This is a genomic window from Bradyrhizobium sp. T-1 (genome assembly GCF_053592855.1).
The window spans coordinates 5,791,099-5,817,385 of record NZ_CM132115.1 but is presented as its reverse complement, the minus strand read 5'-3'; the positions used below and the strand labels follow the sequence as shown (position 1 = coordinate 5,817,385).

At 64.3% G+C, this 26,287-nt stretch carries 19 protein-coding genes; 7 read left to right on the top strand and 12 right to left on the bottom strand.

Annotation, left to right across the window (positions count from 1 at the left end; translation table 11 throughout):
- Nucleotides 1-101 precede the first annotated feature (101 nt).
- The 4 genes from ACWAT4_RS28030 to ACWAT4_RS28015 all read right to left on the bottom strand — a co-directional run bounded on the left by ACWAT4_RS28030 (nt 102) and on the right by ACWAT4_RS28015 (nt 4,089).
- Nucleotides 102-431 (bottom strand): cupredoxin domain-containing protein, encoded by a 330-nt coding sequence (locus ACWAT4_RS28030; protein WP_212300318.1) that lies wholly within the window; start codon nt 429-431, stop codon nt 102-104.
- Between the two features lie 23 nt (nt 432-454).
- A complete protein-coding gene (locus tag ACWAT4_RS28025; protein WP_212425022.1) occupies nt 455-1,399 on the bottom strand; it encodes a metallophosphoesterase family protein in 945 nt (314 codons plus the stop codon).
- Nucleotides 1,400-1,572: 173 nt separating this feature from the next.
- Nucleotides 1,573-2,457 carry an alpha/beta fold hydrolase gene (locus ACWAT4_RS28020; RefSeq protein WP_449728598.1) on the bottom strand — a complete coding sequence of 295 codons (885 nt, stop codon included), beginning with the start codon at nt 2,455-2,457 and terminating at the stop codon, nt 1,573-1,575.
- A gap of 12 nt (nt 2,458-2,469) precedes the next feature.
- Nucleotides 2,470-4,089 (bottom strand): GMC family oxidoreductase, encoded by a 1,620-nt coding sequence (locus ACWAT4_RS28015; protein ID WP_449728597.1) that lies wholly within the window; start codon nt 4,087-4,089, stop codon nt 2,470-2,472.
- A gap of 176 nt (nt 4,090-4,265) precedes the next feature.
- Between ACWAT4_RS28015 and ACWAT4_RS28010 the strand changes: the two genes are divergently transcribed.
- Nucleotides 4,266-5,438 carry a M20 aminoacylase family protein gene (locus ACWAT4_RS28010; RefSeq protein WP_449728596.1) on the top strand — a complete coding sequence of 391 codons (1,173 nt, stop codon included), beginning with the start codon at nt 4,266-4,268 and terminating at the stop codon, nt 5,436-5,438.
- A 76-nt stretch (nt 5,439-5,514) separates the two neighbouring features.
- Here the strand turns inward: ACWAT4_RS28010 and ACWAT4_RS28005 are convergent, their stop codons facing one another.
- From ACWAT4_RS28005 to ACWAT4_RS27995, 3 genes are all read right to left on the bottom strand, one after another.
- Nucleotides 5,515-7,137 (bottom strand): inorganic phosphate transporter, encoded by a 1,623-nt coding sequence (locus ACWAT4_RS28005; protein ID WP_212447623.1) that lies wholly within the window; start codon nt 7,135-7,137, stop codon nt 5,515-5,517.
- A gap of 125 nt (nt 7,138-7,262) precedes the next feature.
- Complete coding sequence (locus tag ACWAT4_RS28000) at nt 7,263-8,705, bottom strand: UdgX family uracil-DNA binding protein (RefSeq protein WP_449728595.1); 1,443 nt, start codon at nt 8,703-8,705, stop codon at nt 7,263-7,265.
- On the bottom strand, nt 8,705-9,940 hold the full coding sequence (locus ACWAT4_RS27995) for a putative DNA modification/repair radical SAM protein (protein ID WP_212300325.1): 1,236 nt from the start codon (nt 9,938-9,940) through the stop codon (nt 8,705-8,707). Before ACWAT4_RS27995 ends, ACWAT4_RS28000 begins: the two co-directional genes overlap by 1 nt.
- 162 nt (nt 9,941-10,102) lie before the next feature.
- On the opposite strand from ACWAT4_RS27995, the gene ACWAT4_RS27990 reads away from it, so the two are divergent.
- From ACWAT4_RS27990 to ACWAT4_RS27980, 3 genes are read left to right on the top strand one after another with little or no spacing between them, the layout of a single operon-like run.
- Entirely contained in the window at nt 10,103-10,909 is an 807-nt protein-coding gene (locus tag ACWAT4_RS27990) for an ImuA family protein (RefSeq protein ID WP_212300326.1), read from the top strand.
- The gene (locus tag ACWAT4_RS27985) at nt 10,806-12,398 is read left to right on the top strand and encodes a Y-family DNA polymerase (RefSeq protein ID WP_449728594.1); all 1,593 of its coding nucleotides are present in this window, start codon (nt 10,806-10,808) and stop codon (nt 12,396-12,398) included. The genes ACWAT4_RS27990 and ACWAT4_RS27985 overlap by 104 nt, the downstream gene beginning before the upstream one ends.
- The gene (locus tag ACWAT4_RS27980) at nt 12,395-15,769 is read left to right on the top strand and encodes an error-prone DNA polymerase (RefSeq protein WP_449728593.1); all 3,375 of its coding nucleotides are present in this window, start codon (nt 12,395-12,397) and stop codon (nt 15,767-15,769) included. The genes ACWAT4_RS27985 and ACWAT4_RS27980 overlap by 4 nt, the downstream gene beginning before the upstream one ends.
- 126 nt (nt 15,770-15,895) lie before the next feature.
- On the opposite strand, the gene ACWAT4_RS27975 is transcribed toward ACWAT4_RS27980, so the two are convergent.
- From ACWAT4_RS27975 to ACWAT4_RS27965, 3 genes are all read right to left on the bottom strand, one after another.
- Nucleotides 15,896-17,047 carry an IS4 family transposase gene (locus ACWAT4_RS27975; RefSeq protein WP_212444482.1) on the bottom strand — a complete coding sequence of 384 codons (1,152 nt, stop codon included), beginning with the start codon at nt 17,045-17,047 and terminating at the stop codon, nt 15,896-15,898.
- Between the two features lie 192 nt (nt 17,048-17,239).
- Nucleotides 17,240-18,010: an SDR family NAD(P)-dependent oxidoreductase gene (locus tag ACWAT4_RS27970; RefSeq protein ID WP_449728592.1), complete on the bottom strand. Its 771-nt coding sequence runs from the start codon at nt 18,008-18,010 to the stop codon at nt 17,240-17,242.
- 194 nt (nt 18,011-18,204) lie between these two features.
- Nucleotides 18,205-18,492 (bottom strand): hypothetical protein, encoded by a 288-nt coding sequence (locus tag ACWAT4_RS27965; RefSeq protein WP_128917193.1) that lies wholly within the window; start codon nt 18,490-18,492, stop codon nt 18,205-18,207.
- Nucleotides 18,493-18,548: 56 nt separating this feature from the next.
- Here ACWAT4_RS27965 and ACWAT4_RS27960 point away from each other — a divergent pair, with 56 nt between their 5' ends.
- The 3 genes from ACWAT4_RS27960 to ACWAT4_RS27950 all read left to right on the top strand — a co-directional run bounded on the left by ACWAT4_RS27960 (nt 18,549) and on the right by ACWAT4_RS27950 (nt 24,489).
- A complete protein-coding gene (locus ACWAT4_RS27960; RefSeq protein WP_449728591.1) occupies nt 18,549-19,943 on the top strand; it encodes a CoA transferase in 1,395 nt (464 codons plus the stop codon).
- 151 nt (nt 19,944-20,094) lie between these two features.
- A complete protein-coding gene (locus ACWAT4_RS27955) occupies nt 20,095-21,339 on the top strand; it encodes an efflux RND transporter periplasmic adaptor subunit (RefSeq protein WP_212447601.1) in 1,245 nt (414 codons plus the stop codon).
- Between the two features lie 33 nt (nt 21,340-21,372).
- Complete coding sequence (locus tag ACWAT4_RS27950; RefSeq protein ID WP_212425028.1) at nt 21,373-24,489, top strand: efflux RND transporter permease subunit; 3,117 nt, start codon at nt 21,373-21,375, stop codon at nt 24,487-24,489.
- Nucleotides 24,490-24,499: 10 nt separating this feature from the next.
- Here ACWAT4_RS27950 and ACWAT4_RS27945 read toward each other — a convergent pair whose 3' ends face one another.
- Together ACWAT4_RS27945 and ACWAT4_RS27940 are read right to left on the bottom strand one after the other, a co-directional pair.
- Nucleotides 24,500-25,126: a LysE family translocator gene (locus ACWAT4_RS27945; RefSeq protein WP_212300333.1), complete on the bottom strand. Its 627-nt coding sequence runs from the start codon at nt 25,124-25,126 to the stop codon at nt 24,500-24,502.
- 235 nt (nt 25,127-25,361) lie between these two features.
- Nucleotides 25,362-26,273, bottom strand: a complete 912-nt coding sequence (locus ACWAT4_RS27940; protein WP_449728590.1) for an amidohydrolase family protein — start codon at nt 26,271-26,273, stop codon at nt 25,362-25,364.
- Between the last annotated feature and the right edge of the window lie 14 nt (nt 26,274-26,287).

Sequence of the window (26,287 nt, the reverse complement as noted above, 5' to 3'; positions counted from 1 at the left end):
TTGCGTGCTTTGGGTCGGTCTGGGGCCTGACTGAAGGCACGCGAGCCCGGCCGGCGTGGGACCACCGACCGGGCAAGACAGAGATGCCTTGGTTGGAGACGTTACTCAACCTTGATCATCCCGGTCATGTGCGGGTGCAACGAACAAAAATACTTGTAGTCGCCCGCATTGGTGAAGGTGAACGTGAACTTGTCGTCGGTGTCCAGGGTCTTGGACCTGAACTTGCCGGCCGACACCACGGTGTGGGGGATGTCGTCCCGGTTGGTCCAGGTCACGGTCGTGCCGACCTTGATCTTGAGCTCCGGCGGCTGGAAGACGAAATTGTCGATATGCACCTCCATGGCGGTGTCGTCGGCACGGGCGGTCGTAACCGGTAACAGGATGGCCGCGGCCACAGCGACGGAGAAGTCGCGGCGATTGAGTGTCTTCATGGTCAGCTTCTCTTCAGCCCTGATCAACCCTGGAGCGGCGTGTCGATGATCGCGAGCCGCTGCTCGTTCTGCTTGAAGTTGACGCTGGCGACCCCGAGCATCGAGCGGAGCTTGGCGTCCTCGACCTTCATCGGTCCGGGCGAGGGGGCGGCGCCCGGCGCCGGCTGCGGGAAGGCGGTCGAGCGCGCGGTATGGAAGGTGACGTTGCCCTCGACCTTCTGCATCACCTGGTGAATGTGCCCGTTGAGCACGGTGACCGAGCCAAAACCCTTGACGTATTCGAGCGCGCGGCCGCCGTCCTCGGTGCCCCAGCCCCATTCCGGATAGACGGTCCAGAGCGGAATATGCGCGAACAAAACGACAGGCGTGGATTTCGACTTGCCGCGGAGGTCGTCCTCGAGCCAGGCGAGCTGTTCGGCGCCGAGATTGCCGAGACCGCCGGCCTTGAGGTCGACGACGTTGACGAGACCGATGAAGTGCACGCCGCCGGCGTCGAAGGAGTACCAGCCCTGACCCTTGGTGCCGCGGCCGTAACGCTCGCGATAGAACTTCACCTCTTCGTCGAGGAAATCATGCTCGCCGGGCACGTAGTGCACGTCCAGCTTGGACTGCGAGATGATGCGATCGGCGTTGTCGAACTCGGAAGCCTTGGACAGATGGGTGATGTCGCCGGTGTGGATCATGAACGACGGCTTGACCGGCATCGCATTGATCTTGTTGACGGCTTCCTCCAGCGTGCCCAGCGCATTGGGGTTGGCCGGCTTGTCGAAGCCGACATGGCTATCGCTGATCTGGAGGAAGGTCATGCCCGGTGCCGCGGCGGTTGCGGCTTGCGCGGAATCGATGATGCCGAGCGAGCGCGGCACGCCGCCCGTGATGGTCCAGAGCACCCCGGTGCCGGCCCATGTCATGCATTCCAGCACCTTGCGGCGGCTGACGCCGTCGTCCCCGTGATCGTGTCCGCTCATCGCACGTCTCCTTTGGCCCGGAATTGGGCGTCGGGGAGGTGATCGGGGGAGGGACGGGTTTATTCGCGGAGGTCGATGACGTTTTCGTGAGGTGGGGTCACATACGCCGTTTGAGCCCTTGGCCCGGCGCACTCTGCTGCGCTGCATCCGGGGCTCGGGAAATGACCGAGGATCTACGCCGAAAATTCCCGGACCGCCCGCAGCACAAGGGCGGGTGCTTCCTGTGCCACACAGTGGCCGACGCCTTCGAAGGCGAGGGCGCGGGCGTGCGGGATGAGCGCCATCGCGCGCGAAGCCATCTCCTTGTAGATCGGCCCCGACGTCTCCGCTGTCGTCATCATCACGGGGCACGCGATCTCGCTGAACCAGGTGAACGGATTACCGCGCGCGTCGCCGGCATAGACCTGCTCCATCGCCTCGTAGATCGGATGCAGCATCGCGGACTCGATCTCAGGCGTGCAGTAGAGCCGCACCCGGCCATTGTCGAGTGGCGTAAAGCCGTGCTGCACATAGGCCCAGAGCGAAGCTTCGGTCCAATCGGCAAAAGCGGGCGCAGCACGATAGCGTTTGAAGACGGCCTCGTGACTGTCGAACTCCGCCTGCCGGCGCAGCGCGCCCTGCACGCGGGACAGCGATTGTTCGCTTAATCCGGCCGACGGCTCGCGCGCTGCATGCGGGTTCATCACGGTTGGCTCCATCACGAACAGGCGTGTGAAACATCCCGGTCTCATCTTGGCCGCCAGCAACAGATCGGTTGCGCCCGCGCTGTGGCCGATGCCGTAGACCTCGCCCAAGCCCAGCGCGTCGATCACGCGGCAGATATCCTCGGCATAGTCAGCAAAGTGATAGACGCGAGGCTTGTAGCTTGCGCCGTGGCCGCGGCGATCGAGCCCATAGACGGTGTGGGTCGATGCGAGATCGCACGCGACCTCATCCCAGACGCCGGCGACGAAGCCGGTACCATGCACGAGCAGGGCGGGCGGTTTGCCGCTCTCGCCCCATTGCACCATGGCAATCTCTGCGTCGGCGGGACCGATGGAAAAGCGGTGACGGATCATGCTGATTGGATGCTATCTCGCATCCTCCAGGATCATCGTTGCGCCCTTCTCGGCGATCATCGCGGTCGGCGTGTTGGTATTGCCCGAGGTGATCGTCGGCATGATCGAGGCGTCGACAACGCGCAGGCCGGCGAGGCCATGGAAGCGCAGGCGTTCGTCGACCACGGCCATGGGATCGCTCGCCGATCCCATCTTCGCCGTGCCGACGGGATGGAAGATCGTGGTGCCGATGTCGCCGGCGGCTTTGGCGAGCGAGGCATCGTCGTCGCCGACGGTGGGGCCGGGCAGATATTCGCTCGGCCGATATCTTGCCAGCGCCTTCTGCTGCATCAGGCGGCGCGTGGTGCGGATGGCGTCGGCACCGACCTGGCGGTCGTCATCGGTCGACAGATAGTTCGGCGCGATGATCGGCTTCTCGTCAGGCGTCGCCGAGCGTAGCCGCACGGTGCCGCGAGAGGTCGGCTGCAGATTGCAGGCGCTCACGGTGATCGCAGGGAAGCGATGCAGGGGATCGCCGAATTTGTCGAGCGACAGCGGCTGCACGTGGAATTGGATGTTGGCGCGCGCACGCGTTGCGTCGGAGCGCGTGAAGATACCGAGCTGCGATGGCGCCATGGTCAGTGGACCGCGGCGGCGGAAAGCATAGTCGAGGCCCATCAGGCCGCGACGGAACAGATTGTAATAGGTCTCGTTCAGCGTCCGCACGCCTTCGACCTTGTAGATCGCGCGCTGCTGCAGATGGTCCTGCAGATTGCGCCCCACACCGGGCTTGTCCATCACGACGTCGATGCCGAGCGGAGACAGCCAGTCGGCAGGGCCGATGCCGGAGCGATGCAGCACCTGCACCGAGCCGATCGAGCCCGCCGAGAGGATCACCTCGCGCTTGGCACGCGCCTCGACGATCTCGCCGTTCTGGATGAAGCGCACACCGACGGCGCGGCCCTGCTCGATGATCAGGCGATCGACCAGTACATGCTTCTCGAGCCGCAGATTGGGGCGGTTTAGCGCCGGCTTGAGGAAGCCGCGCGCCGACGACCAGCGCCGGCCGCGCTTCTGGTTGACGTGGAAATAGCTCGTGCCTTCGTTGTCGCCGGTGTTGAAATCGGGGATCCGCTTGATGCCCATTTCTTCTGCGGCGTCGCCGACGGCATCGAGAACGTCCCAGGACAGCCGCGGCGCCTCGATGCGCCAGCCGCCGCCGGCGCCGTGAATTGCGCTTGCGCCGAGGAAGTGGTCTTCCAGCCGCTTGAACAGTGGCAGCACGTCATCATAGCCCCAGCCGGTCATGCCGAGCTGGCGCCAGTGATCGTAATCGGCGGCCTGGCCGCGCATCGAGATCATGGCGTTGATCGCCGAGCAGCCGCCGATCACCTTGCCGCGGGGATAGGCGAGCGCGCGGCCGTTCAGCCCCGGCTCGGCCTCGGTCTTGAACATCCAGTCCGAGCGCGGATTGCCGATCGCAAAGAGATAGCCGACGGGGATGTGGAACCAGATCCAGTTGTCGTCGCCGCCGGCCTCGAGAATGAGGACGCGGTTCTTGGGTTCGGCCGACAGCCGGTTGGCAATGATGCAGCCGGCCGTGCCGGCGCCGACGACAATGTAGTCAAACTCACCTTCGAGCCGTCTTGGCATTCTGCTTCCACCCGGATGGTCTCTAAACGTTCTGTCCTAATAGGCAGACGGAGCTGGCCGGGACAAGCCCGGCCATGCCGCGCGGGCAGGGCTAGGCCCCAGCCAGAGGCAGTTGGGTGGACTGCCGCTTGCATGGTAGACAGGCCGGCAATTTCAACAAAGCTCGAGACCCCTCCATGCCCATCGTGAACCGTGTCGCCGACCTCCAACCCGATATCCAGGCCTGGCGGCGGGACATCCATGAGCATCCCGAGCTGCTGTATGATGTCCACCGCACTGCAGCATTCGTCGCGGACCGCCTGCGTGAGTTCGGCTGCGACGAGGTCGTGACCGGCGTCGGCCAGACCGGCGTGGTCGGCGTGATCAAGGGCAGCAAGCCGGCCGGCGAGGGGCTCAAGGTGATCGGCATGCGGGCCGACATGGACGCGCTGCCTGTCGAGGAACAGACCAACCTGCCTTACGCCTCCAAGACTCCGGGCAAGATGCACGCCTGTGGCCATGACGGCCACACTGCGATGCTGCTCGGCGCCGCGCGCTACCTCGCCGAGACCCGTAACTTCGCAGGCGATGCCGTGGTGATCTTCCAGCCGGCCGAAGAGGGCGGCGCCGGCGGCGCGGCCATGGTCAAGGACGGCATGATGGAGCGCTTCGGGATCGAGCAGGTGTACGGCATGCATAACGGTCCCGGCATCCCGATCGGCTCGTTCGCGATCCGGCCGGGCCCGATCATGGCGGCGACCGACGAGGTCGATATCATGATCGAGGGCCTCGGCGGCCACGCCGCGCGTCCACACAAATGCATCGACCCCGTCCTGGTCGGTGCTCAGGTGATCACCGCGCTGCAGTCGATCGTCGCGCGCAGCGTCGATCCCTTGGAATCGGCCGTGATCTCTATCTGCGAATTCCACGCCGGCAACGCCCGCAACGTCATTCCGCAAACCGCGACGCTGAGGGGCACCATCCGCACGCTGACGCCGGAGGTGCGCAAGCTGGTCGAGAAGCGTGTCCGCGAAGTGGTGGCGGGCGTGGCACAGATCACCGGCGCGAAGATCGATCTGCACTACAAGCGCAACTATCCCGTCGTGAACAACTACGCCGCTGAGACCGAGGTCGCGGCGCGCATTGCCAAGCAGGTCGCGGGCGAGGCCAATGTGCTCGAGATGCCGCCGCTGATGGGCGGCGAGGACTTTGCCTATATGCTGGAAGCGCGTCCCGGCGCTTTCATCTTCTGCGGCAACGGCGACAGCGCCGGCCTGCATCACCCCGCCTACAATTTCGACGACGAGGCCATCGTGTTTGGCACGTCATTTTGGGTCAAGCTGGTCGAGGAACAGCTCGCAGCGTCTTGATGCGCCGAGCGAGAGCTCAAACGAAAAGGGCCCGTGCATCGCACGGGCCCTCTTTGCTTCTGTGCCGTGTCGCGGCTCAGAACACGTGGGAGAACAGATAATAGAGCACGCCCGAGATCAGCATCGCGGCCGGCAGGGTCAGCACCCAGGCCATCGCGATGTTGCGGATCGTGGCCCATTGCAGGCCCGAGCCGTTGGCGGCCATCGTGCCTGCGATGCCGGACGACAGCACGTGGGTGGTCGAGACCGGCAGGCCGTAGACGTCGGCGGCGGCGATGGTGGCGGCCGCGGTGATCTCGGCGCAGGCGCCCTGCGCGTAGGTCAGGTGGGTCTTGCCGATCTTCTCGCCGACCGTGACGACGATGCGCTTCCAGCCGACCATGGTGCCGAGGCCAAGCGCGATGGCGACCGCGATCTTCACCCAGCCGGGGATGAACTTCGTGGCGTTGTCGAGCGAGCCCTTGTAGGCATTGAGCACGGTCACGTCAGCGGAGCTGAGCTCGGCTTCCTTGTCCTTCATCAGGAAACGCAGCGCTTCCGAGGCGAGGTACATGTCGTTGCGGGTGTTGCCGACGAGGTCGGCAGGCACCTTGGCGAGTGAGCCGTAGGTGGTCACCTGCTTGGAGATGTCGCGCACGAGCACGGCGAGCGACGGGAACGTGCCGCCGTTGACCTCGTGTTGCGCGACATAGTTGGTCACGGCGGGGCGCGGGTTGCCGATCACGCTGTAACCGGCGGCCTTGCCTTCGATAATCTTGCTGGCGGCCTCCGAGTTCTGGCTAAACGCGGCGATCTGGCTCTCCGGCAGCGCGCGGTTGAGCGCGTAGGCGGTCGGCACGGTGCCGATCAGGATCAGCATGATCAGGCCCATGCCCTTCTGACCGTCATTGGAGCCATGGAAGAAGCTCACCAGCGTGCAGGTGAGGATCAGGATGCCGCGGATCCACCACGGCGGCGGCTGGTCGCCCTTCGGCTCGCCGAACAGAGCGGGCGTGGCGCGCAGCAGCACGGTGCGCAGGATCAGGAGGAGGCCGGCGGCGAGCGCGAAACCGAACAGCGGCGACAGCAGCAGCGCCTTGCCGATATTGGTGGCCTGGGTCCAGTCGACGCCGGAGGTGCCGCTGCGGCCGTGCAGGATGGCGTTCATGATGCCGACGCCCATGATCGAGCCGATCAGGGTATGCGAGCTCGAGGCCGGCAGGCCGAAATACCAGGTGCCGACGTTCCAGATGATGGCGGCGATCAACAGCGCGAACACCATGGCGAAGCCGGCGCTGGAGCCGACCTGGAGGATCAACTCGACCGGCAGCAGCGAGACGATGCCGAACGCGACCGCGCCCGAGGACAGCAGCACGCCGAACAGGTTGAACATGCCGGACCACACCACGGCGACATGGGCAGGCAGCGAGCGGGTATAGATCACGGTGGCAACCGCGTTGGCGGTGTCGTGGAAGCCGTTCACGAACTCGAAGCCGAGTGCGATCAGAAGCGCGACGAAGAGCAGGAGGAAAGGAGCTAAGGTCTTGACCTGCGCGCCGGCCGCGTCGACGTCGATCCAGATGCTGTAGGCGACGAAGAGCAGTGCGGCGGCGATCACCCCCATATAGATCACGCCGGTGAGCGGATGGAATCCGCGATTGAGGTCTGGCCCCTTACTCAAGGCCGGCTCGATGGAGCCCGGCAAAGCAACGTCACTCATTGAAAATTCTCCTGTCCCAAGGCCCGCAACTTTGCGCGCGGCATGTGACAGGCGGTTGAAATGACGGGCAGACACTTGAAATGGCGCGAGTTCTCCCCCGGCTTGTGACATGCATCCGGGTTGCGTCAGGCGGCGCGCGGAGCCTTTTTCAGCAAGCCGGCGGCGATCTTCAGGTCTTCGACAAAGCGCTGATATTCCAGCACCTTGGCGTCCGGATCAGGCAGGCGCAGCAGATAAGATGGATGCACCGTCACCAGAGTCTTGCGTCCGTCGGGGAGGTCTATGAGCCGTCCGCGGGTCTTGCCGATGGGCGTGATCTTGCCGAACACGCTCTGTGCGGCGGTTGCGCCCATCGCCACGATCAGCTCGGGCTGAATTGCCGAAACCTCCCGCTCATACCATTGTCGGCATGCCTTGATCTCCGGCGTTGCCGGCTTCTGGTGCAGGCGGATCTTTCCGCGCGGCACGAATTTGAAATGCTTCACCGCGTTGGTGACATAAACCTTCGTGCGGTCGACGCCGGCTTCCGCGAGTGCGCGGTCCAGCATCTGGCCGGCCGGGCCGACGAAGGGATGGCCGGCGAGGTCTTCCTTGTCGCCTGGCTGCTCGCCGACCAGCATGATGGTGGCGTCTTTCGGGCCTTCGCCGAACACGGTCTGGGTCGCGTCCTTGTAGAGCGGGCAGGCGCGGCAATGCGCGGCTTCCTCGCGGAGCGCTTCGAGATCGTCGGCGGCAGGTTTACGTTTCATCGGAGCCTCCGGCCGCTTTTGAGGCTTGTGCGGATCGGTTGCGGCGTTGGCGATCATGGCGCCGGTCATGCGCTCGGCGTCCTCGATCAGGGGTTTAATGATCGAGGCCTCGGGCAGGTTCCTCCAGTATTTTTTCGGCATCTCGGCCTGCATCGCCTTCACCTTCAAACGTGCCGGATTGAAGATGCTGGCGTAGTAACGCCGCCAGGTTTCCTCGAGCCGGTCTTCGCTTGGCGCCTCGCTCTTGCTCACGCCCGGCGTGAACGAGAGCGCGTGACCGTCCCAATGTGCGCAGAGGTCCGGCGTCAGGATCGACCAGGGCATGTCGGCAAAACGTTTGGCGAAAAACGGCGCGGCAAGCTCGACGATGTGATGTTCCGGTTCGAACCAGGCGACGTAATGTGCCGCGCGTTCGCGTCCGATCTCACGGAAGCGGACGAAGGCATGCATCTTGTGCTCGTCGCGATGAACCGCGCGTGCCATCGCGATAGCTAACGCGACATCGGGATCGGTCGCGACCTCGATGAGATCGTGATTGTCCCTCAAGCGCCAGAGCAGGCGATAGAGGATCGCAAAGCGCTCGCTATCGCGATGCAGGATTGCGGCCTGGGCGAGGTCGACGAATTTTGCCGACACGCTGAAGGTGCCCTCGTTCACCTCGAGGATTGGAGACGGGGCGGATGGTGCGAACAGCTCCGCTTGGCCGCCCTGCACGGTCCAGGTGACCTCATTAGGATTCACATGACGAAGTACGAGCGTCCGCGCGGCTTTACGCCAGCCGTCGAAATCGGTTTCGGTGTCGAGGATGATGTACTGCATCAGAAGCCAAACCCCAATTGTGTTGCCTTCGGCTTGAAACGCTCGATCAGCCGCGCCTCGTCGAGGCGGTGCGGCGAGGGGCGGTGATCGCTGAGGACGATGAACGGCAGCGCCTTGCTGCGGGGCACGTGCAGCCGCGCGAGATCGGACAAGCGGATCGTGGTCGTGCGTCGCGTCGCGATGATGCGTTCGACCGCCTTGGTGCCGAAGCCCGGCACGCGCAGCAGCTCCTCGCGGCTGGCGCGGTTGACGTCGAGCGGGAAGCGGTCGCGATGGCGCAGCGCCCAGGCGAGCTTTGGATCGATGTCGAGCGGCAGCATCGCGCTGTCGTCGACGATCTCCGCAACGTCAAAGCCGTAGAACCGCATCAGCCAGTCGGCCTGGTAGAGCCGGTGCTCGCGCAGCAAAGGCGGCTGTACCAGAGGCAACGCGCGGCTCGCGTCGGGGATCGGGCTGAAGGCGGAGTAATAGACGCGCCTCAACCGGTATGAACCATAGAGATTGGCGCTGGTGTGGAGAATGGTGTGATCGTTCGCGCCATCGGCACCGACGATCATCTGTGTGCTTTGCCCGGCAGGTGCGAAACGCTGCGGCTTTGCCTTCGTCTTGGTGCTGCTGATATCCTCGGCTTCGTCGAGCTTCAGCCGCAGCCGGCCCATGGTGCGGCGGATCGCGCGCACGTCTTTTTCGGGCGCGAATTGCTGCAGGCTGGTCTCCTGGGGCATCTCGATATTGATGGAGAGACGGTCGGCATATTTGCCGGCTTCCGTGATCAGCGCGTCGTCGGCTTCCGGAATGGTCTTGAGATGGATGTAGCCGCGGAAGTGATGCTCCTCGCGCAGCTTTCGCGCGACGCTGACCACTTGCTCCATTGTGTAGTCGGGGCTGCGGATGATGCCGGAGGAGAGGAACAGTCCTTCGATGTAATTGCGCCGGTAGAAGTCGAGCGTGAGCTTGACCACTTCGTCGATGGTGAAGCGGGCGCGCGGCACGTTGGAGGAGGCGCGGTTGACGCAATAGAGGCAATCGTAGTTGCAGGCATTGGTCAGCAGCACCTTGAGCAGCGAGATGCAGCGGCCGTCCGGCGCGTAGGAATGGCAGATGCCCATGCCCGGCGCGGTCGAGCCCATGCCCTTGCCGTCGCTGGAATCCCGCTTCTCGGTGCCGCTGGAGGCACAGGAGGCGTCGTACTTGGCGGCATCCGCCAGGATCTCCAGCTTACGTTGTACGTCCATCCCGGAATCCCTTTGATTCAACTCATGAATCCGATAGGGCGCAATTCGATTGACTCTTCGCGCGCCGTTAGCTTTATATTAGAACATATCATGAACAAATGAGCCAGCCGCTGGTTCTCTTTTTGAGAGGCATCGGCAATCACCTCTGAAGGAGCGGCGAGCATGAGCGGCGCACGCATGAGCGCGCTTGCGACCTTGCGCAGCCAGATCGAGCGGATCGAGACGGCGGAAGTCGGGCATCATCACGACCGCGTTGCGCTCGGTCACAGCGAAGTGGACCACGCCTTGAAAGGCGGACTCGCACGCGCGGCGATCCACGAGGTGTTTTGCGAAGGGCGTCAGGGCGCGGTTGCGACCGGCTTTGTCACCGGGCTTGCGGGCCGCGTCACGACGCAGCGGCCGCTTTTGTGGGTGCGGCAGGATTTTTCGGAGCTCGAGGCCGGCGCGCTGTCGATGAGCGGGCTCGCCGAGCTCGGCCTCGATCCGCGCCGCGTGGTGATGGTGCGGGCGGCTGACGTCGAGAGCGCGCTGCGCACCTCGGCCGATGCGCTCGCCTGCGATGCGCTCGGCGCCGTCGTGCTCGAGCTCTGGGGCGAGACCAGGCAGTTCGATCTGGTGGCGAGCCGCAAACTGACGCTGGCCGCGCAATCGTCCGGCGTCACCGGCTTGCTGTTGCGGATGGCGGCGCAGCCGCTGCCCTCGACTGCGGAAACGCGGTGGATGCTGCGCGCCGCGCATTCGCCGCCGGGTTCAGCTTCAATGCCTGCGGCGCCTTGGAGTGCCTGGGGCGCGCCGCGTTTCGATGTCGAGCTGTTGCGTAACCGTCATGGCCCGTGTGGCCGGTGGATCATGGAATGGAAATGTGATGAGTGCCAGTTCTCTGAACCGTCGGCGTATCCTCAGCCTGTGGCTGCCGCGCCTGCCCATCGACCGGATCCAGCGGTTCTTCAACAGCGCCGGGCTGGGTAAAACCAATGATCCCAGCATTGTCGTCATCAAGGACACCAATGCGCTGGTGATCCATGCGCTCGATGAAGCCGCCGAGCGCCTCGGCCTGCACATTGGCCAGCCGCTGGCCAATGCCCGGGCGATGTGCCCGGACTTAAAGGTGTTCGACGCCGATGTCGTGGCCGATGCCAAGATGCTGAGCGACATCGCCGACTGGTGCGATCGCTTCACGCCGCTGGTGGCGCTCGATCCGCCGCACGGGCTGTTCCTCGACATCACCGGCTGCGCGCATCTGTTCGGCGGCGAGGCCGCGCTGTTGCAGACGCTGGTTCGCGCGCTGGCGCGCCAGGGCTTTGCCGTCGGCGCAGCCATTGCCGGCACCTCGGTCTGCGCGCGCACGCTGACACGGCAGACGCCTGGCGTTATTGTTGCCGATGGCGGGGAGGCGGCGGCGATCGACCGCTTTCCGGTGTCCGCGCTTGGTGCCGACGAGACGATTACGACTGGCCTGCGCCGGGCTGGCTTGAAGACCATCGGCGATGTCGCCTCGCGCAATCCGAGTGAAATCACGGCGCGGTTCGGTGCACGGTTCTCCACGCTGCTCGCGCATGCGCTGGGGCAGGGCGATGCGCCGATCAATCCGCGAAAACCCCTGCCCGACTACATCGTGGAGAAACGCTTCGCCGAGCCGATCGCGACCGACACCATGATCGCGATGACGCTGTCGCGGCTGGCGGATACGCTGATTACGTCCATGGAGAAGCAGGGCAAGGGCGCGCGCCGTCTGGAGGCCGCGTTCTTCCGCACCGACGGCGTGGTACGTGCGATCATGGTCGAGACCGGACGTCCCGTGACGCGAAGTGCCGTGATCGACCGGCTGTTCCGCGAACGGCTCGATGCGCTCGCCGATCCGCTCGATCCCGGTTTCGGTTTCGACATGGTGCGGCTGTCGGCAAGCCGCACCGAGATCGTGGTGCAGGAGCAGCGCGATCTCGATGCCCACGTCCATGACAATGACGAACTTGCCGCGCTGATCGACCGCATCGCCGCGCGGATCGGCGGAAAACGCGTCGTCGTGCATCTGCCGCAGGACACCCATATCCCCGAGCAGGCGGTGCTGGCCGCGCCGGCGCAGCATCATCTCGCCGTCGCCATGCAGGCCGAATGGCCGGCGCGCGCCGAGAGCGAACCGCCGCTGCGTCCCCTGCGGCTGTTCGACAAGCCGGAGCCGGTCACCGTGCCGTTTGCGACCGTGCCGGACGGTCCGCCGCATCAATTCACCTGGCGGCGCGCGAAACACGCGGTGGTGCGGGTGGAAGGGCCCGAGCGCATCGCGATGGAATGGTGGCGGCAGGACGGCAAGCAGCTGACGCGGGATTATTTCCGCATCGAGGATGCCGAGGGCCTGCGCTTCTGGATCTTCCGCGATGGTCTTTACGAGGGCGAGGTGTTCGACGCCGACGGCAAGCCCGCGCCGCCCAACTGGTATGTGCACGGTCTCTTCGCATGAATACGCTTGCTTATGCCGAGATCGGCATCACCACCAATTTCTCCTTCCTGCGTGGCGGCTCGGATCCGCGCGCCTATGTGCACCAGGCCAGCAAGCTCGGCATTCCCGTGATCGGCATTGCCGATCACAACACGCTCGCCGGCGTGGTGCGGGCCTACAGCGAGCTCGACAATGACAAGGTGCTGCACAAGCCAAAGCTGCTGATCGGCGCGCGGATCGTCTTCATCGACGGCACGCCCGACATTCTCGTCTACCCGCGCGACCGCGCCGCCTATGGCCGGCTCTGCCAGCTTCTGACCCGGGGCAAGCGCGGCGACGACATCACGCGGATCGAGAAGGGCGAATGCCATCTCACCTTCGCCGATTTGCTGGAGTTTTCTGAAGGCCAGCTCCTGGTCCTGACGCTGCCGCATCGGTTCGATGATGCGCAGGCACTGGATGTGCTTTCAAAACTTAAGGCAAGTCGCGCCGAAGGTGTGTGGCTGGCGGCGAGCCTGATCTATCGCGGCGACGACCGCCGCCGCCTGGCGCGGCTCGACGATCTCGCCGCCAAAGCAAAAGTGCCGCTGCTCGCGACCAACGAGGTGCTCTATCACGATCCCGGACGCCGCCCGCTGCAGGATGTGCTCACCTGCATCCGGGAAAAGACCACGATCGAGGCGGTCGGACGTAAGCTGGAAGCTAATGCCGAGCGCTTTCTGAAGACGCCCCGCGAGATGTCCCGGCTGTTCCGCGATTTTCCCGAGGCGGTCGCGGAGACCATGCGCTTTGCGGACACAATCGAGTTCTCGCTCGATCAGCTCAAATACCAGTATCCGGACGAGCCGGTGCCGCCGGGCAAGACCGCGCAAGGGCATCTGGAGGACCTGACCTGGGCGGGCGTCGATAAATATTTTGGCGGCAACATCGACGACAAGCTGCGCGCGACCCTCAAAAAGGAGCTCGCGCTGATCGCCGAGCTGAAATACGCGCATTACTTCCTGACCGTGCACGACATCGTCCATTACGCACGCAGCCAGAACATTCTGTGCCAGGGTCGCGGCTCGGCGGCGAATTCGGCCGTCTGCTACGTGCTCGGCATCACCTCGGTTGATCCAACCAAGGTCGATCTCTTGTTCGAGCGCTTCATCTCCAAGGAGCGGCTGGAGCCGCCCGACATTGACGTCGATTTCGAGCATTCGCGCCGCGAGGAGGTGATGCAATATGTCTATCGCCGCTACGGCCGCCACCGCGCCGCGATCATCGCCACCATCATCCACTATCGTCCGCGCAGCGCCATCCGCGATGTCGGCAAGGCGCTGGGGCTGACCGAGGACGTCACCGCCGCGCTCGCCGACACCGTCTGGGGTAGCTGGGGCAAGGGTCTCAACGACATGCAGGTCAGGCAGGCCGGGCTCGATCCGCAAAACCCCATGATCAACCTCGCGGTCGAGCTTGCGACCGAATTGATCGAATTCCCGCGCCATCTGTCCCAGCATGTCGGCGGCTATGTGCTAACGCAGGACCGGCTCGACACCTATGTGCCGATCGGCAACGCCGCGATGGACGACCGCACTTTTATTGAGTGGGACAAGGACGATGTCGACGCGCTCAACATGATGAAGGTCGACGTGCTCGCGCTGGGCATGCTGACCTGCATCCGCAAGTGTTTTGATCTGATCGATCAGCACAAGGGCAAGCGCTGGGTTCTGGCGACCGTCCCGCAGGACGATCCCAAGGTTTACGACATGCTGTGTGAGGGAGAATCGCTCGGCGTGTTCCAGGTCGAGAGCCGCGCGCAGATGAACATGCTGCCGCGCCTGAAGCCGCGGACCTTCTACGATCTCGTCATCGAGGTCGCGATCGTGCGTCCGGGGCCGATCCAGGGCGACATGGTGCATCCTTATCTGCGCCGGCGAAACGGTCTGGAGAAGGTGACCTATCCCTCGCCATCGCCCGAGCATGGTCCCGCGGATGAGCTCTACAAGGTGCTGCACAAGACGAAGGGCGTGCCCCTGTTCCAGGAGCAGGCAATGCGTATTGCGATCGAGGCAGCAAAGTTCACCTCTGAGGAAGCCAACGGCCTGCGCCGCTCGATGGCGACCTTCCGCAATGTCGGCACCATCGGCCAATACGAGGAAAAGCTGATCGGCAACATGGTCGCGCGCGGTTACGATGCCAATTTCGCCAGAAGCTGCTTTGACCAGATCAAGGGCTTCGGCTCCTACGGCTTCCCGGAGAGCCATGCCGCAAGCTTCGCCCAGCTCGTCTACATCTCGTCATGGTTGAAATATCATCATCCCGACGCCTTCTGCTGCGGCCTCCTGAACTCGCAGCCGATGGGCTTCTACGCGCCGGCGCAGATCGTCGGCGATGCCCGCAAGAACGGCGTCGAGGTGCGCGAGATCGACGTGTCCTACAGCTTTGCGCAGAACACGCTGGAGAACACTGACGACAGATATTGCGCCGTCCGCCTGGGTTTTCGCCAGATCGACGGGTTTCACTGGCTCAATCCCGATGAGGAGTTCCTCAAGGCGGAGCAAGCGAAGCGGCAGGACAAGGTCCATGTCACTCAGGAGGACTGGGCCGATCGCATCATCAAGGCTCGCGACCGCCAGCGGTTCACTTCTCTCGAAGACTTCGCCCGCGACACCGGCCTGCCCAAGCGCGCGCTGATCCTGCTGGCGGACGCTGATGCATTCGGCTCGCTCGGGCTCGATCGCCGCGAGGCGCTGTGGCAGGTGCGGCGGCTGCCTGACGATGTGGCGCTGCCGCTGTTCGAGGCGGCGACCGCGCGCGAGCAGCCGGACGAGCATGCCAAGCCACTCCCCGTGATGCCGCGGCCCGAACAGGTCGTCGCCGACTACCAGACCATCCGGTTGTCACTCAAAGGCCACCCGATGGAATTCTTGCGCGAGACGTTTTCGCGCGAGCGGATCGTCGCCTGCAAGGAGATCAGTCACGAGAACGAGCGGCGGCGCGTCCGCTGCGCCGGCGTGGTGCTGGTGCGGCAGCGGCCGGGCAGCGCCAGCGGCGTCGTGTTCATGACGCTGGAGGACGAAACCGGCATCGCCAATGTCGTGGTGTGGCCCAAGGTCATGGAGCAGTACCGCAAAGAGGTGATGGGTGCGCGCCTCATCGAGGTCCAGGGCTATATCCAGAGCAGCCCCGAGAAGGTCACGCATCTGATCGCCCAGCGCATGATCGACCGCTCGCGCGATCTGGTCGGTCTCGCCAACGACGCCCTGAGCCGCAAGCCTCCGGTGCCGGCAGGTGCCACCGTGGTCGAGCCGCTTAACGACGACCGCCGCGACCACGCGGACATGCCGGCCCAAAAAATCCGCCACCCCCGCAACGTCCGCATCCTGCCGCCGTCGCGGGATTTCCATTGAGGCTGTGAGTGCGGAATGTTGCCTCACCCGTCATTGCGAGCTTCGCGGGCAATGACGAGTCTGTTGAAGCGATCGCGCACCTCACCCTCAGTCGTCATGGCCGGGCTTGTCCCACGGCTGTCCGGTTTAGGTTTGAGGAAGACTTAGGCACATCTGCCGCTGATCTTGGACGGTCGGCGGCGGGGCGAGCAAGTTGTCGATACGGCGGCGTTGCATGAGATTAGCGCGAACCAGCCTTGCGAAGACGAGCGGACTTCGAATGGCTTGCTGCGTGGCCTGAGCGAGGCGCAGCAGCAGGAAGGCGATCAGGGCAACGGCAATCTGGATTCGCACGGCGTTTTCTGAGGTGCCAACGAAGCGAGTGATCTTGAGGGTCTGCTTGACCCAGCGGAAGAACAGCTCGATGGCCCAGCGGCGGCGGTAAAGATCGGCGATGTCCTCGGCGCTGGCATCGAGATCGTTCGACAGCAGGCGCAGCACCTTTCCTGTCTCGGTGGTGATGCGCACCTCGCGCACCGCATCCTGCATCGGGTTGCGGCGGCATCTGGCTTGGCGTGCCGGGAGGAAGCCGATGCGATCGGACAGGATGTTGCTGCCCGGGGTGACCGGCAGCTCCTTGACCACATCGATCGGGGTGTTGGATTTGAACCGGCTGACAATGCGGCAGCCGACGGCATCAAGCTCGGCCCACCAGGCATAATCGTAATATCCGAGGTCGAAGACATAGGTCGCACCCGGCGTGATCGGCATCTGATGGGCTGCAGTGATGTCGTTGACGTTAGCAGCACTGACCGCGGCATAGATCGGACGATCGGCGTCGGCATCGTAGATCACGTGCACCTTGGCGCCGCAGACCCCGGACGAGAACCGGGCCCAGCCGGAGCTGTGCTCGTTCAAACGCACACTCGTGGAATCAATTAGATAGGTCGTCTCGGCGAGCTTGCGGCGCAGCCCGCGATGGGCCTGCTTCATCATGACTTCCAGCAGTTCGCCGAACACCGCAACAGGCCGCTTGGCATTGGCATCCGACATCGTCGACCGGCGGACCGGATCCGCGCCCAGATGATAGAGCCGGGCCGCGTGGCTCGAAAGCCCGGTCACGATCTCGCGCAAGCCCGAGGCGCCCGACAGCTGGCCGTAGAGCAGTGCCACAAACTGGCCCTTGGTCGAGAGCCGGCGAACCCGCGCGTCGGCATCATGATCGTCCACAAGCGCCTCGAACCGATGCCACGGCACAAGCTTCAGCAGATCGCGAAATACTGTATTGTGGTGCGGCATGGCGCTGATCTCCATTCGTGTCCCGGAACGCTTGCAGACGTCCAGGATCGAGTAGAATCAACGCCATGCGCTTCGTCCAATAAATTTAAACCGGACAGCCGTGGGCTTGACCCGGGCATCCACGTCTCTAAGCGGGTGCGGCTGCGCGTGGATGGCCGGAACAAGCCCGGCCATGACGGCGGAACGAGCGCCTCAAAAATTCACCCGGTTCGAGATCGCGCCGTCGACGACGAGATTGGCGCCCGTCGTGAACGATGACGCCGGGCTTGCCAGAAACACCGCGGCGTTTGCGATCTCCTGTGGCGTCGCCATGCGTCCCATCGGATTGCGCTTCATCGCGTCGCTGTAGCGCTCGGGCATGTTCTTCTCGATCATGTTCCAGACGCCGCCCTCGAAGTAGACGGTACCGGGCGAGACCACGTTCACGCGGATCTTCTTCTTGGCGTATTGCCGCGCCAGCCCCTTGGCCATGTGGATCAGCGCCGCCTTGATCGGGCCGTAGGAGCTGGCGTGATCGGCCTGCGCCGCCGAGATCGAGGAGATGATGACGAAGGCGGCATCGCCGCGCGTCTCGCCGCTTGTCTCGAGGAACGGTCGCGCCGCGTCGAACGCCTGTACGGCGCCGAGCACGTCGAGCCGGAAATTCTGCTCCCACGATGCGGGGTCGTGGCCTTGCGCCATGGCGCCGGCATTGGAAAACAGCATGTCGATGCCGCCGAGTTCCTTGGCAGCGCCCTCGACCCACGCCTTCAGCGCAGCACCGTCGGAAACGTCAACCGCGCCGCCGGTGGCGCGGATGCCGCTTGCCTTCAGCTCAGCGACGGTGGCGGCAACCTGCTCCGCATTGCGCGCGCACACCGCGACATGCGTGCCTTCCCCGGCCAGCGTCGCCGCGATCGACCGACCGATACCGCGCGTGCCGCCGAGAACGATGGCGTTTTTGCCCTTGAGACCGAGATCCATTGTTTGATTTTCCTTCTTGTTGATCGCGCGCGGATGGACGGTGTGCCTTCCCGACGTCGTCCTGGCGAAAGCCAGGACCCATTACCACAAATCCGTGTTGTTACGTGATGCCGTAGCCAAAGTGCATTTCCACAACATGCGACCGGGGTGATAAGTCCTGGCCTCCGCCAGGATGACACCGAATATGCGTGCCCTCACTCCGGCGCCGCCCCCACCGGCGGGCCGCCGGGCGGACGGTGCAGGAAGGTCAGCGACGCGTAGGCGCCGACCCAGGAGCCGATCGCGGCGAATGCGACGTAGAAAGCGTTTTCGGTGTAGCTGATCACGGCGTAGGACGAGAGCAGATACCAGATGGCGCTCCAGCTCGCCGCCGGCACGCGCTTGCGTGCAACGACGGCGGAGGTGAACATCACATAGACCGCGTCGGTGGCCGCGGTTGCGACGAACACGGCGCCTGCGGTGAGGGGATCGATGGCGGCCATTGCATTTCCTCATATGCTCATGAATGCTCGCAAAAAACTAAGGGAGAGAAGCGGCCATGCAAAGCCCCGCCGACATTCTGAGGGATATCTGGACCTCCGCCGGAGGCGATGCGGCCGCGCTTCAACATGTGCGGCTGACCGGCGAAGAGCCACAGGTCCCGTCCTCGTTTCGCGTCGCCGTCGCGGGGCAAACGACGATCGCAGCCGCCGGCCTTGCCGCTGCCGAGATCTGGAGGCTGCGCAGCGGCGAGGCGCAGGACGTCACCGTCGATCTCCGCCATGCCGTCGTCGAATGTCGTTCCGAGCGTTATCTGCGCCTCGACGACAAGCGGCCGCCTCCGGCCTGGGACGCCATCGCCGGCGTCTACAAGACCGGCGACAACCGCTTCGTCCGCTGCCACACCAACTTTCCGCATCACCGCGACGCCGTCTGCAAGGTGCTCGGCTGCGAGGCGGAGCGCGAGAAGGTGCAGGCCGCACTGATGCAGTGGAAGGGCGCGGATTTCGAGACCGCGGCCTATGCCGCCGGCGGCGTCGTTGCGCTGATGCGCTCTTACGACGAATGGTCCGCGCTGCCGCAGGCGCGCGCGCTCGCCGAATTGCCGCTGCTCTCGGTCGAGAAGATCGGTGACGCCCCGCCAAAGCCGTGGCCTGAAGGCGATCGTCCGCTCGCAGGTCTGCGCGTGCTCGATCTCTCCCGCGTCATCGCAGGCCCAGTCGCGGGCCGCACGCTCGCCGCGCACGGTGCGGATGTGCTGCTGGTCTCCGGGCCCGATCTGCCGGCGATTCCCTGGCTCACCATCGACACCGGCCGTGGCAAGCTCACCACCTTCATCGAGCTGAAGAGCGAAGCGGGCAGGGCGCAGATGCGCGCATTGTTGAAGGACGCCGACTTTGTCTCGCAAGGCTATCGTCCGCGCGCGCTCGCCAGCCTCGGCTTCTCGCCGGAGCAAGCAGTGGAGATCAATCCCGGCATCGTCTACGTCACGCTGTCGGCATATGGCCATGCCGGTCCCTGGGCCGAGCGGCGCGGCTTCGATTCACTGGTGCAGACCACGACAGGTTTCAACGATGCGGAAGGCAAAGCCGCCGGCATCGACGGTCCCAAGGAATTGCCGGCGCAGATGCTCGACCACGCCACCGGCTATCTGATGGCGTTCGGCGCGATGTTGGCGAAGGCGCGCCAGGCCCGCGAAGGCGGCAGCTGGCATGTGCGCGTATCGCTCGCCCAGACCGGACGCTGGCTGTGGAATCTCGGCCGGCTCGACAGCGGCCTCAGCACCCCGGATCTTACGGGCGAGGCCGTACATGCTGCGTTCATGGAAACGGTGTCATCTGGCTTCGGCACGCTGAAGGCGGTGCGCCATTCGGCCGTGCTGTCGAGGACGCCGGCGCAATGGAGCCGTCCGGCGATGCCGCTCGGCAGCCATCCGCCGCAATGGCCGCGCTGAAGCTGACGTGAAGCTGACGTGACGCAAAATTTTAACGCAAACCGACGGACACCCCGCGTTTTTTAGGTTGTTTGAAATCGCAATTCGGCACTATTAGCGCGACCGATGAGGCAGTCGTTTGCCGAGATCGTCGCAGACATGACCGGGCCCCATGGCAGCTGAAAATACCAAGAGATTGCAGGTGCTTACAAAACGACGGGCCATCACCTCCGTAGTTTTACTGGCACTTGCCGGGGCTGGTGCCTACGGCTTCCTGTTCGCGGACGCCAAGGAGAAGAAGCACTCCGAAGTCTCCAGCCAGTCGCGCAAGAACGCCCAGAATTTCACGCCGACGCCGTCCGAGTGGGCGACACTGACGATCGAGCCGGTCAAAGCCAAAACCTTCCGCGCCGAGTACGTCACCGAAGGCAAGGTCGCGGTCGATGAAGACCGCTCGACGCCGGTGTTCTCGCCCTATGCAGGCCGGGTGACCAAGCTGCTCGCCAAGCCCGGCGAGAGCGTGACCCAGGGTCAACCGCTGTTCACAATCGAGGCCGCCGATACCGTGCAGGCCCAGAACGATTACATCGCGGCGATGACGTCGCAGAACAAGGCAAAGTCGGCGCTCGAGCTTGCCGACATCCAGTATCGGCGCGCCAAGGACCTCTACGAAGGCCGCGCCATTCCGCTCAAGGATTTCCAGCAGGCGGAAGCGACCCAGGTCCAGGCGCAGAACGACATGCGCTCCTCGGTGACGGCGCTGGAAGCCGCAAACAACAAGCTGCGCATTCTCGGTTTCACCGACGAGACGATCAAGGCGTTCCAGAGCAAGAGCACGATCAATCCGGAGATCACGATCTACGCGCCGATCGCGGGTACGGTCGTGCAGCGCAAGATCGGCCCCGGCCAATACGTAAATTCCGGTGCCAGCGATCCGGTCTTCGTGATCGGCGACCTGTCCTCGGTCTGGCTCACTGCCTTTGTGCGCGAGAGCGATGCCGCCTCCGTCGCCGTCGGGCAGGATATCGCGGTCAATGTGATGGCGCTGCCGGGCCGTCCGCTGACTGCCAAGATCAATTACGTCGCCGCCGCGATCGATCCCAACACCCGTCGTCTGCTGGTTCGCGCCACCATCGACAACAAGGACGGCCTGCTCAAGCCGGAGATGTTCGCCAACGTCACGATCTATTCGGCCGGCGATCGCGCGGCGCCTGCGGTGCCGAAGCAGTCGCTGATCTACGAAGGCAATCAGGTCCGGATCTGGGTCGCGCGTGAGGACAAGTCGGTCGAGCTCCGTCAGATCAAGATCGGCCTTATCAATGGCAACCTCGTCGAGGTGACCAGCAACCTGAAGCCCGGCGAACAGATCGTCGTCAAAGGCAGCCTGTTCATCGACCGCGCGGCGTCCGGTAGCTGATCGACGAGCCCCAAGAAACTGCGAAGAAACTGAATGGACCGTCTCGTCGCCCTTGCCGTCAACCGGCGCTTCCTGATGGTCGGCATGTTCGTCGCCGTGTTCATCGGCGGCCTCATCGCGTTCAATCAGCTCAACATCGAGGCCTATCCCGATCCGACCCCGCCGATGGTCGACATCGTCACGCAGAGCCCCGGCCTGTCGGCGGAAGAGATCGAGCGCTACATCACGATCCCGATCGAGACCCAGGTCGCGGGCCTGAAGAACCTCACGACCATCCGCACCATCTCGCTCTACGGCCTCTCCGACGTCAAACTGCAGTTCTCCTTCGCCTACACCTATGACGAGGCGCTGCAGCAGGTCTTGAACCGCCTGGCCCAGCTCGCGCCGCTGCCGGGCAACGTGCAGCCGCAGATCTCGCCGCTGAGCCCGATCGGTGAAATCTTCCGCTATCGCCTGGTCGGCCCGCCGAACTACAGCGTGCTCGACCTCAAGACCATCCAGGACTGGATCCTCCAGCGCCGTTTCCGCGCCGTGCCGGGCGTGATCGACGTCACCGGGTGGGGCGGCAAGAGCAGGACCTACGAGCTCCAGGTCGACAACAACAAGCTGGTCGCCAACGGCCTGACGCTGCCGCAACTGCTCCAGGCGGTCAGCAATTCCAACGTCAATGTCGGCGGCAACACCGTCAATATCGGCCAGCAATCGGCCGTGGTGCGCGGCGTCGGCTTGATCCGGTCAATCGACGACCTTGCCAACACCATGGTCGCGCAGACCAACGGCAATCCGGTGCTGGTGAAGGACGTCGCCACCGTCACCGTCGGCCAGAAGCCGCGTCTCGGCATCGCGGGCCTCGACGATTCCGACGACATCGTGCAGGGCATCGTGCTGATGCGCCGCGGCGAGCAGAGCACGCCGACCATCAATCGCGTCGAGCAGCTTGTCGCCCAGATCAACAATTCCACCATCCTGCCGCCGGGCGTGCGCATCGAGCGCATCTACGACCGCAAGGATCTGATCGACCTCACCACCCACACCGTGCTGCACAACATGGTGGTGGGCATCCTGCTGATCGTGCTGCTGCAATGGATCTTCCTCGGCGATCTCCGAAGCGCGCTGATCGTCGGCGCCACGATTCCGTTCGCGCTGTTCTTCGCCGTGATCATCCTGGTGCTGCGCGGGGAATCGGCCAACCTGCTGTCGGTCGGTGCCATCGATTTCGGCCTGATCGTGGACGCCACCGTCATCATGGTGGAGGCGATCTTCCGCCGCCTGACGCAGACCACGCCGACGACGGAATCCGAGCAGATGTCGCCGGAGACGCTGTTCGGCATGAAGAGCCACGCCATCCTCAGCGCCGCGGCTGACGTCTCGCGCTCGATCTTCTTTGCCGCGGCGATCATCATCGCGGCCTTCCTGCCGCTGTTCACGCTGTCCGGCGTCGAGGGCAACATCTTCGGGCCGATGGCGCGCACCTATGCCTACGCGCTCGCCGGCGGCCTGCTCGCGACCTTCACCGTCACGCCGGCGCTGTCCGCAATCATTTTGCCGGCGCATGTCGAGGAGACCGAGACCAGGGTGATGCTGATCCTGCACCGGCTCTACATGCCGGTTCTGAATTGGGCTGTCGCCAACCGCAACATCATGCTTGGCGCCTCGGTCGGCCTCGTGCTGATGACGGTTGCGCTCGGCCGGCTGCTCGGCCTCGAATTCCTGCCCAAGCTCGAAGAGGGCAATCTCTGGATTCGCGCCACGCTGCCGCCGACCATCTCGCTCCAGGAGGGCAACTCCTACGTCAACGAGATGCGCAAGCTGATCCGCGCCCGGCCCGAAGTCGAGTCCGTGGTGTCGCAGCATGGCCGTCCCGATGACGGCACCGACGCCGCCGGCTTCTTCAACGCCGAGTTCTTCGCGCCGCTGAAGCCGGCGAGCCAGTGGCCTGGCACGCATGACAAGGAAGTGCTGACTGCGGAATTGCTCAAGCAGCTCGACGACCGCTTCCCCGGCGTCGAGTTCAACTTCTCGCAATATCTCCAGGACAACGTGTCCGAAGCGGTCTCCGGCGTGAAGGGTGAGAACTCGATCAAGCTGTTCGGCAGTGATCTGCAGGCGCTGACCGACACCGCCAACAAGATCAAGTCGGTGCTGTCGACGGTGCAGGGCGTCACCGACCTCGCGGTCTTCACCTCGCTCGGGCAGCCGACCGTGCAGATCGACATCGATCGCGCCAAGGCCGCGCGCTACGGGCTCGCCCCCGGCGACATCAACGCCACCATCAAGGTCGCGATCGGTGGCGATACCGCCGGTGATCTCTACGAGCCGGGCTCCGACCGCCACTTCCCGATCATCGTTCGCCTTGCGCCGGAATATCGCCGCAGTGCCGAGGCGATCCAGAACATACGGATCGGCGCGCCAGGGCCGAACGGTTCCGTGACCCAGATTCCGCTCAGCGAAGTCGCCACCATCAGCCTCGTCTCCGGCGCCGCCTACATCTATCGCGAGCAGCAGGAACGCTATCTGCCGATCAAGTTCTCGGTGCGCGAGCGCGATCTCGGCAGCGCCATCCGCGAGGCGCAGCAGAAGATCGCCGACCAGGTGCAGCTGCCGCCCGGCTCGCACATGGAATGGGTCGGCGAGTTCGGCAACCTCCAGGATGCGATCCGGCGGTTGTCGATCGTGGTGCCGATCTCGCTGGCGCTGATCGGCATCCTGCTCTGGTTCAATTTCGGCTCGATGACCGACACGCTGCTCGCCATGAGCGTGATCCCGATGGCGATCTTCGGCGGCGTGCTGGGCCTGCTGATCTCCGGCACCGCCTTCAGCGTCTCGGCGGCGATCGGCTTCATCGCGCTGTTCGGCATTGCCGTGATGGACGGGATCATCATTCTCTCGCAGTTCAACCAGCTGATCGAAGAGGGCATGGATCGCATGAGCGCGGTGATCCGCACCGGCGAATTGCAGCTCCGGCCCGTGCTGATGACCTGCGTGGTCGCCGGCGTCGGCCTGCTGCCGGCCGCACTGTCGGAAGGCATCGGCTCGCAGGTGCAGAAGCCGCTCGCGGTCGTCGTCGTCACCGGCATGATGCTGGCGCCGGTCGTGATCCTGGTGACGCTGCCGGTGCTGATCTCCTTCTTCTCCCGCCGCGCGCGCTGACGACCGCCGATCACAACATCCGCTGCGCGATCCGCAGCAGCATCGAAGTGCCGAGCCCAAGCAGCATCAGGCTGGTGAAGCGGCTGCTCAGCGACAGCATCCGTGGCGTCAGTCGTGACCGCGCGGTCGCGACGATCGTGCTGAGCATCATCCACCAGACCGCAGAACCGACGAAGACGCCCGCGATCAGCGGTGCCGCCGCGGCCTGCGTGGAGAACGCGTGCAGCGCCGCCAGAAACAGGATGACCGTCAACGGATTGGTGAGCCCGAGCGCGATGGCGCTGAGATAGGCGCGCGCGAGACGCACGCGGTCGATCTCACCGGCATCCCCAAGCACGATGGAGCAGCGATGCGTGCGGATCGCGAACCACAGGAGCGTGAGCGCAGAAGCGATGCCGAAGACGACGGCGTTCGCCTCGACCCAGGGCTGCGCCAGCGCACCCAATCCCAGGACTGCGAGCGCGCTATAGGTGAGATGCACGGTCGCTGCACCGAAGCCGGTGGCGAGACCCGTGGCCATGCCCGACGCCAAGGTGCGCTGAATGCACAGCATCCCCATTGGTCCGATTGGAGCCGCGACGGTGAAACCAATTCCAATGCCGGAGACCAGCGCGGCAAGATAATGCGATAAAGGCATGCATCCGCACGTACAAATGAAATCTGTGCGTGTGCGTAGCTGCGAAATCGCAAGCTCGCCTCAACCGGAAGGCTGAAAAACGAACGAGAGCGCAAACACGAACGTGTGAGACACTTTTTCCGTTCTGCCCTCGCGACCAGAAATGTGCTTCCGCTGCAACGGTTCCATTGCGTGAGGTGGATTCAAGTTCCATGACAAGCAAGCCGATCCGGCGAGATGCGTTGCGCGATACGAATCAGAATCCGTAGAGCCGTGCCGGGTTGTCGACCAGGATCTTCTTGCGCACGTCCGCATCCGGCGCCCAGGCCGGCAGCTGATTCAGCAGGCGTCCGTCATCGATCGCATGGAACGGTGCGATGTCGGTGGCTTTCCGCCCCTCGACGTGACCCGAATCCGGATGCGGCCAGTCGGTTCCCCAGACGATGCGGTCTGTGTTCGCCGCGATGAGCGCTCGGGCATAGGGCACCATGTCCAGATAGTCGGGGGCGAGCTTCGACGAGCGGTAGGCGCCGGATATCTTCACATAGGCCTTGCCGGATCTGACGAGCGCGACGAGGTCGGCAAAGCCGGGCTGCTCCAGTCCGAGCGCGGCCTCGAGGCCGCCGAAATGGTCGAACACGGCGGGGACCGGTGAGGCCAGCACGAGGTCCTTGATCGCGGAGATCATCGACAACGTCGTGTAGAGCTGCACGTGCCATCCGCGCGCCTTCATGCGCTCGACCGCAGCTGTGAAGCGGGCGCGGCCGACATCGGGATTGTTGACGCCGTCGGTTGCAAGATTGATGCGGATGCCACGAAAGCCGTCCGCATGCATCGCGTCGAGGTGAGCTTCCGTGGTGTTGTCGTCGATCACGGCCACGCCGCGCGCGGTGGCGCCGCGGGCCTTGATCCCGAACAGGCTGGAGGAATTGTCGGTGCCATAGACGCTCGGCGTGACGATGACGACGCGGTCGACATGCAGCGCCTTATGCAACGCCGCCATTTCTTCCGGGCTTGCCGGCCCGGGCGTATAGACACGCCCCGTGAAGAACGGAAATTTCTCGACATCGCCATGGATATGCGTGTGACAGTCGCAGGCATCCGCTGGCACGTCGAAATTGACCGGCGTCGCGGGCTGCGCTGCGCGCGCATAAACTTTGTCGGTCATGGCGGCTCCGGCGG

Coding starts and splice junctions, on each gene's coding strand:
- ACWAT4_RS27940 (WP_449728590.1), bottom strand. CDS start 26,273: ATGACCGACAAAGTTTATGCGCGCGCAGCGCAGCCCGCGACGCCGGTC.
- ACWAT4_RS27970 (WP_449728592.1), bottom strand. CDS start 18,010: ATGGATCTCGGTCTCAAGGGCAAAAACGCCATCGTTCTCGGCGGCACG.
- ACWAT4_RS28015 (WP_449728597.1), bottom strand. CDS start 4,089: ATGCCAAGACGGCTCGAAGGTGAGTTTGACTACATTGTCGTCGGCGCC.
- ACWAT4_RS27965 (WP_128917193.1), bottom strand. CDS start 18,492: ATGGCCGCCATCGATCCCCTCACCGCAGGCGCCGTGTTCGTCGCAACC.
- ACWAT4_RS27955 (WP_212447601.1), top strand. CDS start 20,095: ATGGCAGCTGAAAATACCAAGAGATTGCAGGTGCTTACAAAACGACGG.
- ACWAT4_RS27980 (WP_449728593.1), top strand. CDS start 12,395: ATGAATACGCTTGCTTATGCCGAGATCGGCATCACCACCAATTTCTCC.
- ACWAT4_RS27985 (WP_449728594.1), top strand. CDS start 10,806: ATGAGTGCCAGTTCTCTGAACCGTCGGCGTATCCTCAGCCTGTGGCTG.
- ACWAT4_RS28005 (WP_212447623.1), bottom strand. CDS start 7,137: ATGAGTGACGTTGCTTTGCCGGGCTCCATCGAGCCGGCCTTGAGTAAG.
- ACWAT4_RS27945 (WP_212300333.1), bottom strand. CDS start 25,126: ATGCCTTTATCGCATTATCTTGCCGCGCTGGTCTCCGGCATTGGAATT.
- ACWAT4_RS28000 (WP_449728595.1), bottom strand. CDS start 8,705: ATGCAGTACATCATCCTCGACACCGAAACCGATTTCGACGGCTGGCGT.
- ACWAT4_RS28020 (WP_449728598.1), bottom strand. CDS start 2,457: ATGATCCGTCACCGCTTTTCCATCGGTCCCGCCGACGCAGAGATTGCC.
- ACWAT4_RS27975 (WP_212444482.1), bottom strand. CDS start 17,047: ATGCCGCACCACAATACAGTATTTCGCGATCTGCTGAAGCTTGTGCCG.
- ACWAT4_RS27995 (WP_212300325.1), bottom strand. CDS start 9,940: ATGGACGTACAACGTAAGCTGGAGATCCTGGCGGATGCCGCCAAGTAC.
- ACWAT4_RS27990 (WP_212300326.1), top strand. CDS start 10,103: ATGAGCGGCGCACGCATGAGCGCGCTTGCGACCTTGCGCAGCCAGATC.
- ACWAT4_RS27950 (WP_212425028.1), top strand. CDS start 21,373: ATGGACCGTCTCGTCGCCCTTGCCGTCAACCGGCGCTTCCTGATGGTC.
- ACWAT4_RS28010 (WP_449728596.1), top strand. CDS start 4,266: ATGCCCATCGTGAACCGTGTCGCCGACCTCCAACCCGATATCCAGGCC.
- ACWAT4_RS28025 (WP_212425022.1), bottom strand. CDS start 1,399: ATGAGCGGACACGATCACGGGGACGACGGCGTCAGCCGCCGCAAGGTG.
- ACWAT4_RS27960 (WP_449728591.1), top strand. CDS start 18,549: ATGCAAAGCCCCGCCGACATTCTGAGGGATATCTGGACCTCCGCCGGA.
- ACWAT4_RS28030 (WP_212300318.1), bottom strand. CDS start 431: ATGAAGACACTCAATCGCCGCGACTTCTCCGTCGCTGTGGCCGCGGCC.